Annotated in this window: 12 protein-coding genes; 8 read left to right on the plus strand and 4 right to left on the minus strand. The window is 66.6% G+C overall.

Going from position 1 to position 13,402, the window contains the following annotated elements; translation table 11 throughout:
• The first annotated feature begins 128 nt into the window (after window positions 1-128).
• Together ACIQCM_RS14790 and ACIQCM_RS14795 are read left to right on the plus strand one after the other, a co-directional pair.
• Window positions 129-650: a hypothetical protein gene (locus tag ACIQCM_RS14790; protein ID WP_400608375.1), complete on the plus strand. Its 522-nt coding sequence runs from the start codon at window positions 129-131 to the stop codon at window positions 648-650.
• The gene (locus ACIQCM_RS14795; RefSeq protein ID WP_400608373.1) at window positions 647-1,741 is read left to right on the plus strand and encodes a polyprenyl synthetase family protein; all 1,095 of its coding nucleotides are present in this window, start codon (window positions 647-649) and stop codon (window positions 1,739-1,741) included. Before ACIQCM_RS14790 ends, ACIQCM_RS14795 begins: the two co-directional genes overlap by 4 nt.
• A 77-nt stretch (window positions 1,742-1,818) precedes the next feature.
• Here ACIQCM_RS14795 and ACIQCM_RS14800 read toward each other — a convergent pair whose 3' ends face one another.
• Window positions 1,819-2,172: an Rv2175c family DNA-binding protein gene (locus ACIQCM_RS14800; protein ID WP_400608371.1), complete on the minus strand. Its 354-nt coding sequence runs from the start codon at window positions 2,170-2,172 to the stop codon at window positions 1,819-1,821.
• Between the two features lie 247 nt (window positions 2,173-2,419).
• Here ACIQCM_RS14800 and ACIQCM_RS14805 point away from each other — a divergent pair, with 247 nt between their 5' ends.
• On the plus strand, window positions 2,420-3,784 hold the full coding sequence (locus ACIQCM_RS14805; RefSeq protein WP_400608369.1) for a LysM peptidoglycan-binding domain-containing protein: 1,365 nt from the start codon (window positions 2,420-2,422) through the stop codon (window positions 3,782-3,784).
• A gap of 92 nt (window positions 3,785-3,876) precedes the next feature.
• Window positions 3,877-5,880: a Stk1 family PASTA domain-containing Ser/Thr kinase gene (pknB, locus tag ACIQCM_RS14810; RefSeq protein ID WP_400608367.1), complete on the plus strand. Its 2,004-nt coding sequence runs from the start codon at window positions 3,877-3,879 to the stop codon at window positions 5,878-5,880.
• Window positions 5,881-5,926: 46 nt separating this feature from the next.
• Here pknB and ACIQCM_RS14815 read toward each other — a convergent pair whose 3' ends face one another.
• Window positions 5,927-7,318: a class II 3-deoxy-7-phosphoheptulonate synthase gene (locus ACIQCM_RS14815; protein WP_400608365.1), complete on the minus strand. Its 1,392-nt coding sequence runs from the start codon at window positions 7,316-7,318 to the stop codon at window positions 5,927-5,929.
• Between the two features lie 65 nt (window positions 7,319-7,383).
• Complete coding sequence (locus tag ACIQCM_RS14820; protein WP_400608363.1) at window positions 7,384-8,112, minus strand: lysophospholipid acyltransferase family protein; 729 nt, start codon at window positions 8,110-8,112, stop codon at window positions 7,384-7,386.
• 113 nt (window positions 8,113-8,225) lie between these two features.
• Here ACIQCM_RS14820 and ACIQCM_RS14825 point away from each other — a divergent pair, with 113 nt between their 5' ends.
• From ACIQCM_RS14825 to ACIQCM_RS14835, 3 genes are read left to right on the plus strand one after another with little or no spacing between them, the layout of a single operon-like run.
• Complete coding sequence (locus ACIQCM_RS14825) at window positions 8,226-9,014, plus strand: alpha/beta hydrolase (protein ID WP_400608361.1); 789 nt, start codon at window positions 8,226-8,228, stop codon at window positions 9,012-9,014.
• Window positions 9,011-9,799 carry an alpha/beta hydrolase gene (locus ACIQCM_RS14830; RefSeq protein WP_400608360.1) on the plus strand — a complete coding sequence of 263 codons (789 nt, stop codon included), beginning with the start codon at window positions 9,011-9,013 and terminating at the stop codon, window positions 9,797-9,799. The genes ACIQCM_RS14825 and ACIQCM_RS14830 overlap by 4 nt, the downstream gene beginning before the upstream one ends.
• On the plus strand, window positions 9,786-10,274 hold the full coding sequence (locus ACIQCM_RS14835) for a hypothetical protein (protein WP_400608358.1): 489 nt from the start codon (window positions 9,786-9,788) through the stop codon (window positions 10,272-10,274). The genes ACIQCM_RS14830 and ACIQCM_RS14835 overlap by 14 nt, the downstream gene beginning before the upstream one ends.
• Before the next feature lie 13 nt (window positions 10,275-10,287).
• Here the strand turns inward: ACIQCM_RS14835 and ACIQCM_RS14840 are convergent, their stop codons facing one another.
• Entirely contained in the window at window positions 10,288-11,361 is a 1,074-nt protein-coding gene (locus ACIQCM_RS14840; protein WP_400608356.1) for an ROK family glucokinase, read from the minus strand.
• Window positions 11,362-11,538: 177 nt separating this feature from the next.
• On the opposite strand from ACIQCM_RS14840, the gene ACIQCM_RS14845 reads away from it, so the two are divergent.
• Window positions 11,539-13,356, plus strand: coding sequence for an AMP-dependent synthetase/ligase (locus tag ACIQCM_RS14845; protein ID WP_400608354.1), 1,818 nt, complete (start codon window positions 11,539-11,541; stop codon window positions 13,354-13,356).
• Window positions 13,357-13,402: the final 46 nt, after the last annotated feature.

The following is a 13,402-nucleotide window of genomic DNA, read 5'->3' on the forward strand; positions in this document are numbered from 1 at the left end:
GCCGGCGGCCTGGCGGCCGTGCCGGCACTGGCTGGTTCTTACCTTCTGGCCCCACGGCTGCAATCCTATCGGCAGCTACTGACTAAACTGGAGGCTGATCCGGCATCAACTCCAGGAGGAATGACCCTGTGACGGTCTTTGGAAATCCCAGGCAGGCTGGCCTGACCGCCCTCGCAGCGGCGGTTGCCGTCACCCTGGCAGCATGCAGCAGTCCTGCCCCCTCCGCGTCGCCGGAATCCACGACATCGGCATCCGCCACCGCTTCTGCGGCCTCCGCCGGTCCAAGCCCGTCCGCTTCGCCCGGGACAACTGCCACCGTTGGCGGATTCGTGCCAGGTTTTCCGCAGAAGCTGCTGCCCCTGATGCCGGGCGCCACGGTGCTTTCCAGCAGCTTCGACAAGACCACCTCGCCCGCTACAGCCGCGCTGGTTGCCACAACCAAAGCCACACCGGCCGCAGTCCTGGCCTTCTACACCAAGTCCCTCAGCGGGCAGGGGTTCAAGGCCGTCCCCGGAGACGCCGTGGGAACCGTCGCTTCCAAGGACTTTGTGCGCGGGGACGGCGAAACGGTCAACGTCTCTGTAGTTAAGGCCGGCGACGTAGCCACGTTCACAATTGGCGCCAACGTGGCAGCGAAGTCCGTCAAGTGACGGCGGCAGAGCAGTTAAGGGACGAACAGGCCGGCTTCGTCGCATCCGTTGCCGGGGAACTTAACGGGTTCCTCGCCGGACGGCAGGCTGTCATGGCGTCCATCTCCCCCGATATCGAGCCGATCATGGGTTCGATATCCAACCTGGTGACCGGCGGCAAACGGCTCCGCGCCCTGATGTGCTACTGGGGCTGGCGGGGGGCCGGCGGGCAGTCAGGCGCCCGTGAAGTCATAGCCGCGGGAGCCGCGCTGGAGTTGTTCCAAGCGGCAGCACTCATCCACGATGACATCATCGACCGGTCCGACACGCGCCGCGGCGGGCCCAGCGTCCACCGCCGGTTCAGCCAACTCCATGAGGCGCAGGGTTGGGCGCTGGACAGCGAACGTTTCGGCCATGCCGCAGCCATCCTGGCCGGCGACCTGTGCCTGTCCTTTAGCGAGGAAGCGTTTACGGACATCGGCGAACGGGCCGCTGCCGGTGGGCGTGCCCGCCTTATCTTCAATCTCATGCGCGCCGAAGTGATGGCGGGACAGTACCTGGACATTCTCGAGGAAGTAGCCGGCCCGGTACGCGACCGGGCCGGGGCGGTGGACCGGGCACACTCCATCATCAGGTTCAAGAGCGCAAAGTATTCGACGGAGCATCCCCTTGCCCTGGGCGGGGCGCTCGCCGGCGCGCCTGATGAACTGCTGCGGGGCTACTCGGCCTTCGCACTGCCCCTGGGTGAAGCGTTCCAGCTGCGGGATGACGTCCTGGGCGTCTTCGGGGATCCGCTGACCACCGGCAAACCGGCCGGCGATGACCTCCGGGAAGGAAAGCGCACCGTCCTCGTGGCGCTGGCACTGGACCAGGCATCGCCTGCAGAATCCGCTTTCATCGATGCCAGGCTGGGGAACCCGGACCTGTCGGCTGAGGACATCATGGAAATCCGGCGGATTATCGAGGATTCAGGTGCACTCCAGGCCACCGAAGTACTCATCGCCGAATTCGGCAGCCGTGCCTTCGACGCGCTGGCGGCACTGCCTTTGGAGGACCTGCCCAAGACGGCCCTGCAACGGCTGGCGGAATCGGCGGTCAGCCGGGCCTCCTGAGGGCAGAGCCCGCATAAGAGCGGAACGGCCAGGACCCTGACGGGGCCTGGCCGTTCCGCTCTTTGACTTTCGCGCCCTTACCAGGCCAGCGTCTGCGCCCTGCGGCGGATCTCCGTCTTCCGCCCCTCACGGAGGGCGTCGATGGGCCGTCCGCGCAGGGAGGGATCCTCAGTGAACAGCCAGACAATCAGGTCTTCGTCCGAATAGCCGGCATCGGCAAGGACGACGATGGTGCCCTTAAGGCTGTCAACCACCTGGCCGTCCTGAATGAATTCCGCCGGGACGCACCGGATATTGCGCTCACCGACGCGGACGGCGGCCAGCGCCTTTTCGTCGATCAGGCTGTGCACGCGGGTGATGGAGACATCCAGCAGCCGGGCGACGTCGGGCAGGGGCAGCCATTCGCCCACAAGGTTCTCAACATTAGTCACTGACCAAGGTTGCCACGGCGCCGGCCCCGGCGCCTAGTCGACGGTCCGTCGAGAGAGCAGGCGGAGCAATCCGCCGGAACACTCCGCCCAATTCCTATTGCCGCCAATGCCGGAATTCTTGTGCTATTCGCAAATTCGTGAGAGATTCACATTGATCACAGTCATAACACTATTCACTTAAGTCACACTAGTACCGGATAACACCGCTATCCCCGACCGCCCCGCAGTTGAGAAGAGGATTCCTTCCATGACGACGTCCCACTCGCCTAAGCAGCACCCCAGGCCGAGTCTGCCGATGATCGCCGCAACCACGGCGGCGCTGCCGGCAGTCGTGTTGTCCTCCCTGGCCCTCGCCGAGCCTGCCGCGGCAGAAAAACCGGCCCGCGCCGTGCCTGCGACCCTCGCCGCAGCCATGAAGGCCCAGGCCGCCCAGGCAACCGCGCCGGTGATTCCCGCCGCAGCTGTTTCTACTGCGATCCCCTCCGCACTTCAGCCCGCGCGGCCCTCTGCGCCGGCCAGCTACACGATCGCGCGCGGCGACACCATCGGCGCCGTTGCCCGGCGGTTCGGCCTGAACACGGGTGAACTGCTGAAGCTGAACGGCCTGAAGGCCACCACGATCATCTACCCCGGACAGAAGATCAAGTTGTCCGGAAAAGCGGCTGCCGCACCCGCAGCACGCAAGGCGGGCGCACCTGCCGCGGCACGTCCCGCCGTCGCGGTCTCCGGTGCCACCTATACCGTTAAGGCCGGGGACACCCTGGGTGCAATTGCCGCCCGCCACGGGGTGCGGCTTGCCGATGTCTTCGCCTGGAACAACCTCTCGGGCCGTTCCATCATCTATCCGGGTCAAAAGATCAGGATCGGTGCCGCAAAGGCTGCGCCTGCACGGGCAGCCGCGCCCGCACCGGCCAAGGCATCAACCCCCAAGCGCACCGGCGGCTCCTACACTGTCAGGGCCGGCGACACGCTGTCCGCCATCGCGTCGCGGCATGGAGTCAGGCTCTCCGCCCTGCTCTCGGCCAACCGGCTGAGCATGAGCTCCATCATCTACCCGGGCAACAAGCTGGCCATCCCGGGCGGCGTACCCGCGTCCCCCCTTCAGCCGGTTGCCGCAACCAAGCCCCTGGTTCCGAGTACTTTCCTCGGGTTCACCTATCCCCCGGCCGTAGTGAGTTCGGCCAACGCGAACAAGGCGCTGCTCAACGCTTCCCCGGTGCCGACGCGGGAGCAGATGCGCGGCATCGTGGCGGACACTGCACGCAGGATGGGCGTCGAACCGTCCCTTGCACTTGCCTTCGCGTACCAGGAGTCGGGGTTCAACCAGCGCGCAGTTTCACCAGCCAACGCGATCGGCACCATGCAGGTCATTCCCAGCTCGGGGCAGTGGGCTTCGGACCTGGTGGGCCGGAAGCTGAACCTGCTCAACCCCCAGGACAACGTCACGGCCGGCGTTGCCATCATCCGCCAGCTCCTTGCCACCAGCAAGACCAAGGACCTGGCCATTGCGGGCTACTACCAGGGCCAATATTCAGTCAGCAAGTACGGCATGTACCAGGACACGAAGGCATACGTCGCCGCCATTAAGGCGCACCAAAAGAACTTCAGCTGACTGCCCGCCCCTCACCACGAGGCGGCTGCGACACACCCGACGGGTCCGGACCGGTGACGGTTCGGACCCGTTTCACTGCCGATTAGGATCGTATGGTGAACGAACCTGCCACAGACCCCTTCGTGGGAACGCTCGTGGACCACCGCTACGCTGTCCGCTCGCGGGTGGCCGGCGGCGGCATGTCAACGGTCTACCTCGCGACCGACCAACGGCTGGACCGGGATGTTGCTTTGAAAGTGCTGCACCCCCACCTTGCTGCGGACGAGTCTTTCCTGGGCAGGCTGGCTCGCGAGGCCAAGGCGGCTGCCAGGCTTTCGCATCCTCATGTGGTGGGTGTCCTGGACCAGGGCATTGACGGACGCACCGCCTACCTGGTCATGGAGTACATCCAGGGCCACACCCTGCGCGACCTCATCAATGAGAAAGGCGCCCTGCCTCCGCGCCTTGCCCTGGCGCTCATTGATCCGGTGGTGGAGGGACTCGCTGCCGCCCACAGCGCCGGGTTCATCCACCGCGACGTCAAACCCGAAAACGTTCTTATCGCCGACGACGGCCGGATCAAGGTAGGAGACTTTGGCCTGGCCCGCGCCGTCACGGCGTCCACCGGCACAGGCACCCTGATCGGCACCGTGGCCTATGTTTCCCCCGAGCTGGTCCTGGGCAAGCCGGCGGATGCCCGCAGCGACGTCTACTCCGTGGGAATCATGCTGTACGAGATGCTCACCGGCCGCCAACCTTTCGAAGGGGAAGTCCCCATCCAGGTGGCATACCAGCACGTCAACGGGACGGTAGGGCCGCCGTCGGACCTGATCCCGGGCCTGGCAGCGGAGGTGGACGAACTGGTGCAATGGTGCACCGCCAACGACCCCGAGCACCGGCCCGTTGACGGAACCGCACTGCTGCAGGAACTGCGTCACATCAGGACGAACCTCAGCGACGCGGAGCTGGACCTGCACCCGCCCGCCGCGGACAACCGGAAGCCCGCACCGGCAAGCCCTGCCGCTGCGGGCAACGCCCCCACCGAGATCATTTCCCGAACAGCCAACCCCACAGCCGCGCTGCCGTTCGGCCGGCACCCGGTGGTTCCACTTCCCCCGGCAGAGCCCGCCCCGCTGGGCAAGCGCGCCCTGAAGAATGCAGCACGCGAAGAAGGGAAGGCGCGTGCACGTGCCGCCGCCACCCCGGCCAGGAGCCTGCGTGAGGGCAACCCGCGGCGGCGTGGAGCGCTCTGGGCGGTCCTGCTGGTCCTCCTTGCCCTGCTGGCTACCGGGGCAGGCTGGTTCTTCGGCATGGGCCCGGGCTCGGCCGCCACGGTCCCGCCAGTGGCCAACAAGACCGTTGCGCAGGCGCAGCAGTTGTTGGAGCAGGCGGGATTCCGTTCCAGCACGAGTGATGTTTTCGACGACGACGTCGCCGCCGGCCTGGTGGTGGGCAGCGACCCTGCCGCCGGCCAGGAGATCCGGAAGCTGCAGCCTGTGTCGTTGTTTGTTTCCAAGGGCCCCCAGCTCTTCCCGCTGCCGAAACTGGCAGGCGAAACCCTGGCTGATGCCCGGACCGCAGTGCAGCGCGCCGAAATGGCGTTGGGCGCCGTGACGGAACGCTTCGACGAGAACGTCGCGGCCGGCGTCGTAATTTCCCAGGACCCCGTGGCCGGGACGGAGGTCCGCCGCGGAACTCCCGTCGCACTCGTGGTCTCCAAGGGCCCGCGGCCCATCCCCGTGCCGGCGGTAGTAGGCCGGGACAGGAACGACGCGGTGAAGGCGATCGAGGATGCGGGCCTGTCTGCGGAGGTTGCCGCCGAAGAGGTCTTCGACCGCAAGGTCCCCAAGGGCGCGGTGGTGAGCCAGTCGCCCGGCAGCGGAACGCTGGCGCGCGGCGGAACTGTCACCCTGACGGTCTCCAAAGGCCCGAGGATGGTGAAGGTCCCCAGTTACATCGGCAAGCAGGCCGCGGACGCGCGCGAGGCGCTGGAAGGGCTCGGATTCGAGGTTCGGGTGAACAACATCCTGGGCGGCTTCTTCGGGACGGTCCGGGACCAGGACCCTGTGGACGCCGAGGCGCCCGAAGGTTCGGTCATCACCCTGACGGTGGTGTAGCCGGAACGCTCCGCCCGCAACACCGCCAGGGGTATGAATGCACTGATCAGTGCCTGGCCAGCGCGCCTGCCACCAGGAACGCCATTTCCAACGACTGCATGTGGTTCAGCCGCGGGTCGCAGACGGACTCGTAACGGTCCAGGAAGGCTTCCTGGTCGATGGGGTCGGCGCCGCCCAGGCACTCGGCGACGTCATCGCCGGTCATCTCGACATGCAGGCCGCCCGGGACCGTGCCCAGGGCGTGGTGCACTTCGAAGAACCCGCGCACCTCGTCAATGACGTCGTCGAAATTGCGCGTCTTGTAGCCGTTCGGGGAGGTGACGGTATTGCCGTGCATGGGGTCGGTGACCCACAGTACCTGCGCGCCGGAGGCAGTAACCTTTTCGACGACGGCGGGCAGCTTCTCACGGATGTTCCCTGCGCCCATGCGGGTGATGAAGGTCAGGCGGCCCGGCTCGCGCTCTGGATCCAGCCTGTCGATGAGGCGCAGGGCGTCATCGCCGGTGGTGGAGGGGCCAAGCTTTACGCCGATCGGGTTCCGGACCCGGGACAGGAAGTCCACGTGTGCGTGGTCAAGTTCGCGGGTGCGCTCCCCGATCCAGAGGAAGTGCGCGGAAGTGTCGTACGGGAAGCCGGTGCGCGAGTCGATCCTGGTGAGGGCACGCTCATAATCCAGCAGGAGCGCCTCGTGGCTGGCGAAGAATTCCACCCTCTTGAGGGCTTCGAAGTCCGCACCACAGGAGTCCATGAACTTGATGGCCCGGTCGATATCGCGGGCCAGGGATTCGTAGCGGGCGTGTGCGGGGTTTTCCGTGAAGCCCTTGTTCCACTGGTGCACCGAGCGCAGGTCCGCGAAGCCGCCTTGGGTGAAGGCGCGGATCAGGTTAAGGGTCGAGGCAGACGTGTGGTAGGCACGGAGCATGCGTGCAGCGTCGTGGCCGCGAGATTCGGGGGTGAACTCGTAGCCGTTGACGATGTCGCCGCGGTAGGCCGGGAGGGTCACGCCGTTGCGCGTTTCGTCGTTGGAGGAGCGGGGCTTGGCGAACTGGCCGGCCATCCGGCCCATCTTGATGACGGGCATCGCAGCGCCGTACGTCAGCACGACAGCCATCTGCAGGATGGTCTTGACCCTCGCGCTGATCTTGTCCGCCGTGGCGGCTTCAAAGGTTTCCGCGCAGTCCCCGCCCTGGAGCAGGAAGGCCTTGCCCTGTGCCGCGGCCGCGAGGCGCTCCCGGAGGACGTCCACTTCACCCGCGAAAACGAGGGGCGGCAGGACGGAAAGTTCCTTCACCGAGGCATCAAAAACGGTCTTGTCCTGCCAGCTGGGCTGCTGGGAGATGGGAAGGTCCCGCCAGTCGTCCAGTCCGGGATAGTTGGCGGCTCCGCTCTGGGCGGTGCTGGACAGCGAAAAGGCGGGTTTGGCAGATAGCTCAGTCACCCTCTAAGCCTAGCGCCCGTGTTCCTGTGGCCGACACTGCCCTGTCACGCTGTGGACCCGGCGCGTCACACGCCGCCGGAAGCTCCCACGCCCGGCTCTCCCGGCGCTGCGGCCTCCGCGGCCAGCCGGAGCTTGACCGCGGCAGCGTATTCGTCGACATATTCCTGCCCGGACAGGCGCATGAGTTCGAACATGATCTGGTCCGTAACCTGGCGCTGCACCAGCCGGTCCTCCGCCTGGTCCCCGAACCCGCTGAAGTCCATGGGTTCACCGAAGATCATGCCGATCCGCCGGATGTTTGGGAGGCGCTTCCCTATGGGCTGCACCTTATCCGTCCCGATCATGGCCACCGGAATCACCGGGACGCCCGCCTGCAGCGCCAGCCTGGCAACGCCAACCTTGCCCCGGTACAGCCGGCCGTCAGGGCTGCGGGTACCCTCCGGATAAATTCCCAGCAGGCCGCCGTGCATCAGCACTTCCATCCCGGCGCTCAGCGAAGCGGCTGACGCCGCGCCGCCGGAGCGGTCCATCGGCAGCTGGTTGGTGAGCCGGAAGAACAGCGCGGTGAGCCGTCCCTTAACGCCGGTGCCGGTGAAATATTCGGACTTCGCGAGGAATACCACGGGACGGCGGACCATCAAGGGCATGAAGATGGAATCCGAGAAGGACAGGTGGTTTGAGGCGATAATCGCGGCGCCCTCGGCCGGAATGTTATCCAGGCCCTTGACCCAGGGGCGGAACAACAGCTTTATCACCGGACCCAGGAAGATCCTCTTCATGACCCAATAAAACACGTGGCGAACCTCTCCGGACGGCGACTTTCAAGGCCTTCTGGTCGGGCCTGGCGGGCAGCTCAATGCAACCCTACTCTAGTGAGAATTGTCCGGAACAGTGACACGATGGACGCATGACCGAAAGCAGCATCCCGCCCCGTCCCGCGGCTCTCAGCTACCCGGGACACGGCGGGAACGCCCGCATTGGCGTAGCGATCTGCCATGGCTTCACCGGAAGCCCGCTGAGCGTCCAGCCGTGGGCGGAACACCTGGCCGCCCAGGGCTATGCGGTATCCGTCCCGCTCCTGCCCGGGCACGGCACGGACTGGCGCCAACTGGCGCGGACCGGCTGGCGCGACTGGTACCGCAGCTATGAAGCCGCTTTCCTTGAGCTGCGCGGGCGCACGGAAACCTGCTTTGTCGCGGGGCTTTCCATGGGCGGGGCGCTGGCACTTTTGACGGCTTCGAAGCACCGCGTAGCCGGCGTCTCCGTTGTCAATCCGGGGTTGAGCTTCTACGACCGCCGCATACGTGTCATCGGTGTCCTGAAGTACTTCCAGCGCACCACGCTTCCCATCGAGGAAGAGCAACCCACGGCGGCCGCCACGTACGACGGCGACTATTCCCGCACGCCGCTGGCTGCGGTACATGAGCTCAAGAAGCTGTACGGTGCAGCCATCCGGGGGCTGCACCGGATCGATGCCCCCGTCCAGGTCTTCAAGTCCCGGACCGACGTGGTGGTGCCACCCACCTCCCTGGCCCTCCTGCGGCGGCGGCTGGGCCCGCAGCTTACCCAGGTGGTTGATCTTGCCAGCAGCGGACATGTGGCTACGCTGGACGTTGATGCGCCCCTGATCTTCGGGGGGTCAAGCGCCTTCTTCAACGCCCATGCACACCAGACCAATGCCCTGGAGACTCCATGACGTCCGTTCCGGACCACAGCCCCTTCCGCAGTCCCGCCACCCTCCAGGGCCCCCGGACCGGAGTGGTCCTCTCCCACGGCTTCACAGCAAGCCCGCACGGCCTCCGGGCCTGGGCCGAGGCACTGGCAGAAGCCGGTTTCGCCGTGCGCATGCCGCTGCTGCCCGGGCACGGCACCACCTGGCAGGACCTGTCCCGAACCCGGTGGCGGCAGTGGCATGATGCCCTGGACCAGGCCTGGCTTGAGCTGGACTCCGAGTGCGACCAGGTGTTTTCAGCCGGCCTGAGCATGGGCGGGACGCTCGCCCTGCGGATTGCCGCCACCCGCCCCGTAGCGGGCGTGATCCTGGTGAATCCGGGTCTGGTGGTGGACGACGTCCGGGCTCCGCTGGCCGGCATCCTTAAGCTCGTTATGAAGAGTACCCCCGCCATCGCCAATGACATCCTGAAGCCGGGAATGGACGAGGCTGCCTACGCCAGGACTCCCGTCGCTGCGGCGCACGAGGTCAACAAGATGTTCAAGGACACCATCCGGCTGCTCCCACGGATTGGCGCGCCCGTGCAGGTGTACCGGTCAACGCGCGACCATGTGGTGTCCGATGCCAGCATCCGGGTGCTGCGGCGCGGGCTCACGCACGCGCCGCTGGAGCTCGTGCCACTGGAAAACAGCTACCATGTGGCCACGCTGGACCACGACGCGGAAAAGATCTTCCAGGGTTCAGTGGACTTTATCCGGCGCCTGCAGCCCGCCGCCCCCGGAGAGGAAGTCCGCCATGACCAGGCCTGACCCGGAGTCGGCGGACCAGGGCGCCAACCAGGACGATGCCGTCTGGCTGGACCTTGTGGCACGCCTGGAGGGGGACCAGCCGAACACCGGCACGGTCTCCCCGGCGCCGGGCACCGCCGAAGCGCCCCCTCCGCGGCCGGCTTTCCGCGACTTCGACCCGCTGGGGCTCGCAGGCGGTCCGGTCACTGATCCCGCCGCGCCCGGTCCGCGCGACTACGCAGTGGATGACGACGACGAAGGCCGGTTCATCCCCGAGGAGCCACCCAGCCTTGCCGGCACCGAGCCGCTCACCATGCTTGCCTGGCTCGCCGCCGTGGGCGGGCCGGTGGCGCTGCTCTTCGCGGCCATGTTCTGGCGCTCCGCTCCCCTGCCCGCCATCCTGGGCATCGTGGCGGCTTTCGTCCTGGGCACGGTGTACCTGATCATGCAGCTTCCGCAGGAGAAGGACGAGGACGACGACGGCGCCCGCGTTTAGCTGCCCCCATGTCCTAACGGATGCGCGACAGGTCAGCCGCGCCAATGAGGCCGGCATTGGGCCCCAGCGCGGCCAATTGGATGTCCGCCGCCGGACGGAATCCGCGGCCGGTCAGGTTCCGGGCAAAGGCCTTGCGCGCCGGTTCCGCCAGGAGGTCTCCGGCTGAACACAGGCCGCCGCCGATCACGAACAGCCCCGGGTCCAGGGCCGCGGCCAGGTTGGCCAGCCCAAGGCCCAGCCATTCGCCCACCTCATCGAGCAGTTCGCGGGACGCTCCGTCCCCGCGCAGTGCCAGCTCCGTCACGGTGGCTCCGGTGATGGCGTCGGCCTGGCCTGCCACCGCTGCCAGGAGGTCCTGGGCGACCGGGGAGTTGGCGGAGGCCAAAGTCCTGGCCTCCCGGCCCAGGGCGTTTCCTGATGCGTACTGCTCCCAGCAGCCCCGGTTGCCGCATTCACAGCGGTGCCCGCCCGGCATGATGACCTGGTGGCCAAACTCGCCGGCCACGCCGAAACGGCCGCGCTCCAGCCGGCCATCCATGACCATCGCACCCCCGATGCCCGTGCCCAGGGTGATGCACACCAGGCGGCTCTCGCCCTGCCCGGCACCGAAGCGCCATTCCGCCCACGCCGCGGCATCGGCGTCGTTGGCCAGGAAAACCGGGCGGCGCAGCAGCTGCTGGAGGTTGTCGCGGAGGGGTTCATTGCGCCAGGCGAGGTGCGGGCTGAACAGCACCGTGCCGCCGTCGAGGTCCATCCAGCCGGCCGCGCCGATGCCCACCGAACGGATCCGCCGGCCGCGCCCCAGCTCTTCGACCAGCTCCACGATGACCTTTTCCACCGCCCGGGGATCACTGCCGGGCGTGTTGCGCCGCGCTTCGCTCAGGATCCGGCCGTCCGGGTCCACCACGCCCGCCGCCACCTTGGTTCCGCCGATATCGATCCCGATCGCCAGGCCACGGCGGGCCGGCCGCAGCCGGCCTTGGAAGCCTGCGCCGCGCAGCCGGGGACGGCGGGAAGCGGGCAGTTTCCGCCAGGGCGTCCTTCTGTTCAGGAGGCCGGAAGATCCCCCGGCAGGCGCAGCGTACATAGTGCCCCATTCTAGGACCGACTCCTTGCCGGCCGTGACGGATGTTGTTTGTGTCAACTGTTCGGCCATTGACGGCTAAGTTACCGGACAGTAACTTTAGGTACTGCACAGCCCGCGGGAGGCGTACTAGTCTTTAGGCATGCCCCTGCTTGGGCCACGGATATCAAAGGAGCTATAGTGCGTGAATTCAGTGTTCCGCCCCTGGTTGTCGTTCCCCCGGAGACCAACATCACCGACCTGGTGCTGCGGCAGGCCGGCAAGGCCAGCAACCCGGCGCTGTTCTCACGCCTCGACGCGGCCGGCGCCTGGCAGGACATCTCCGCCACGGAGTTCCTGGCCGACGTCAGCGCCCTGGCCAAGGGCCTGATCGCCAGCGGAGTGAACCCCGGCGACAGGGTGGGAATCATGTCGCGCACCCGGTATGAATGGGCACTCGTGGACTTTTCCATCTGGTTCGCCGGCGCAGTCTCGGTTCCCATCTACGAAACCTCGTCCCCGTCCCAAGTGGCTTGGAACCTCGGGGATTCCGGAGCCGTCGCAGCCTTCGGCGAAGCAGCACACCATGAGGCCATCATCCGGCAGGCCGTGGCGAACGAGGGACTCACTGACCTCCAGCACGTCTGGCAACTGGAAGGAACAGGCCTGGATTCCCTGCGGGAGGCAGGCCGGGGCGTCAGTGACGACGAGCTCGAATCCCGCCGAGCCTCCGCGGGCCTGCAGGACCTGGCCACCATTATCTACACCTCCGGAACCACCGGCCGGCCCAAGGGCTGCGAACTCACCCATGGCAACTTTGTGGAACTGTCCGAGAACGCCCTCGGCATCATCGGCGACATCGTCCACGAAGGTGCCAAGACCATCATGTTCCTCCCCCTGGCCCACGTCTTCGCGCGGTTTATCTCGGTCCTGGCCATGGCAGCGGGCACCACGGTGGCCCACACGCCGGACATCAAGAATCTCTTGGGCGATCTGCAGAGCTACAGCCCCACGTTCATCCTTGCCGTGCCCCGCGTGTTCGAGAAGGTGTACAACTCAGCCCTGACCAAGGCCGAGGACGGCGGCAAGGGCGCCATCTTCCATAAGGCCGCGGACACCGCGATTGCATTCTCCAAGGCGCGGCAGGACGGCCGCGTTGGGCTGGGCCTGAAACTCAAGCACGCCCTGTTCGACAAGCTGGTCTACGGCAAGCTTCGGGCAGCGATGGGCGGCCATGTCTCGCACGCGGTCTCCGGTGGCGGTCCCCTGGGCGAACGCCTGGGCCACTTCTTCCAAGGCATCGGGCTGCAGGTGCTGGAGGGCTATGGCCTGACGGAAACCACCGCGCCGGTCTCCGTTAACACTCCGGCCAGGATCAAGATCGGTTCGGTGGGCAAGCCGCTGCCCGGCAACGCCGTCCGGATCGCCGGTGACGGCGAGATCCTCGCCAAGGGCGTCAGCGTCATGCGCGGCTACTACAAGCGCCCTGACCTCACGAATGAAACGTTCGACGACGGCTGGTTCCGCACCGGGGACATCGGGAGACTCGATGACGACGGGTTCGTCTGGATCACCGGCCGCAAGAAGGAAATCATCGTGACGGCAGGTGGCAAGAACGTGATCCCTGCGCTGCTCGAGGACCAGATCCGGGCCGACGCGCTGGTTTCCCAGGTGCTGGTGGTGGGCGATAACCGGCCGTTCATCGGCGCCCTGGTCACGCTTGATCCGGAGGCCCTCCCGGGCTGGCTGCAGCGCCACAGCCTGCCCGGCGACATGACGCTTGGACAGGCTGCCATGAATCCGGTGGTCAAAGCCGCCGTGCAGGACGTCATCACGGCCGCCAATGCTTCCGTCTCGCAGGCTGAAGCCATCAAGTCCTTCCGGATTGTGCCCGCAGACTTCACGGAAGCTTCGGGCCACCTCACCCCGTCCATGAAGGTCAAGCGCGCACAGGTGATGAAGGACTTCGAAACGGTCATCGAGGAGATGTACAGCGCCAAGCGCCCTGACAACGGCTAGGAAAAGCAACGCGGGGTCACCTCCTGCCCAATAACGCGCCGTTATT

The organism is Pseudarthrobacter sp. NPDC092439, assembly GCF_044754945.1.
GTDB lineage: Bacteria > Actinomycetota > Actinomycetes > Actinomycetales > Micrococcaceae > Arthrobacter.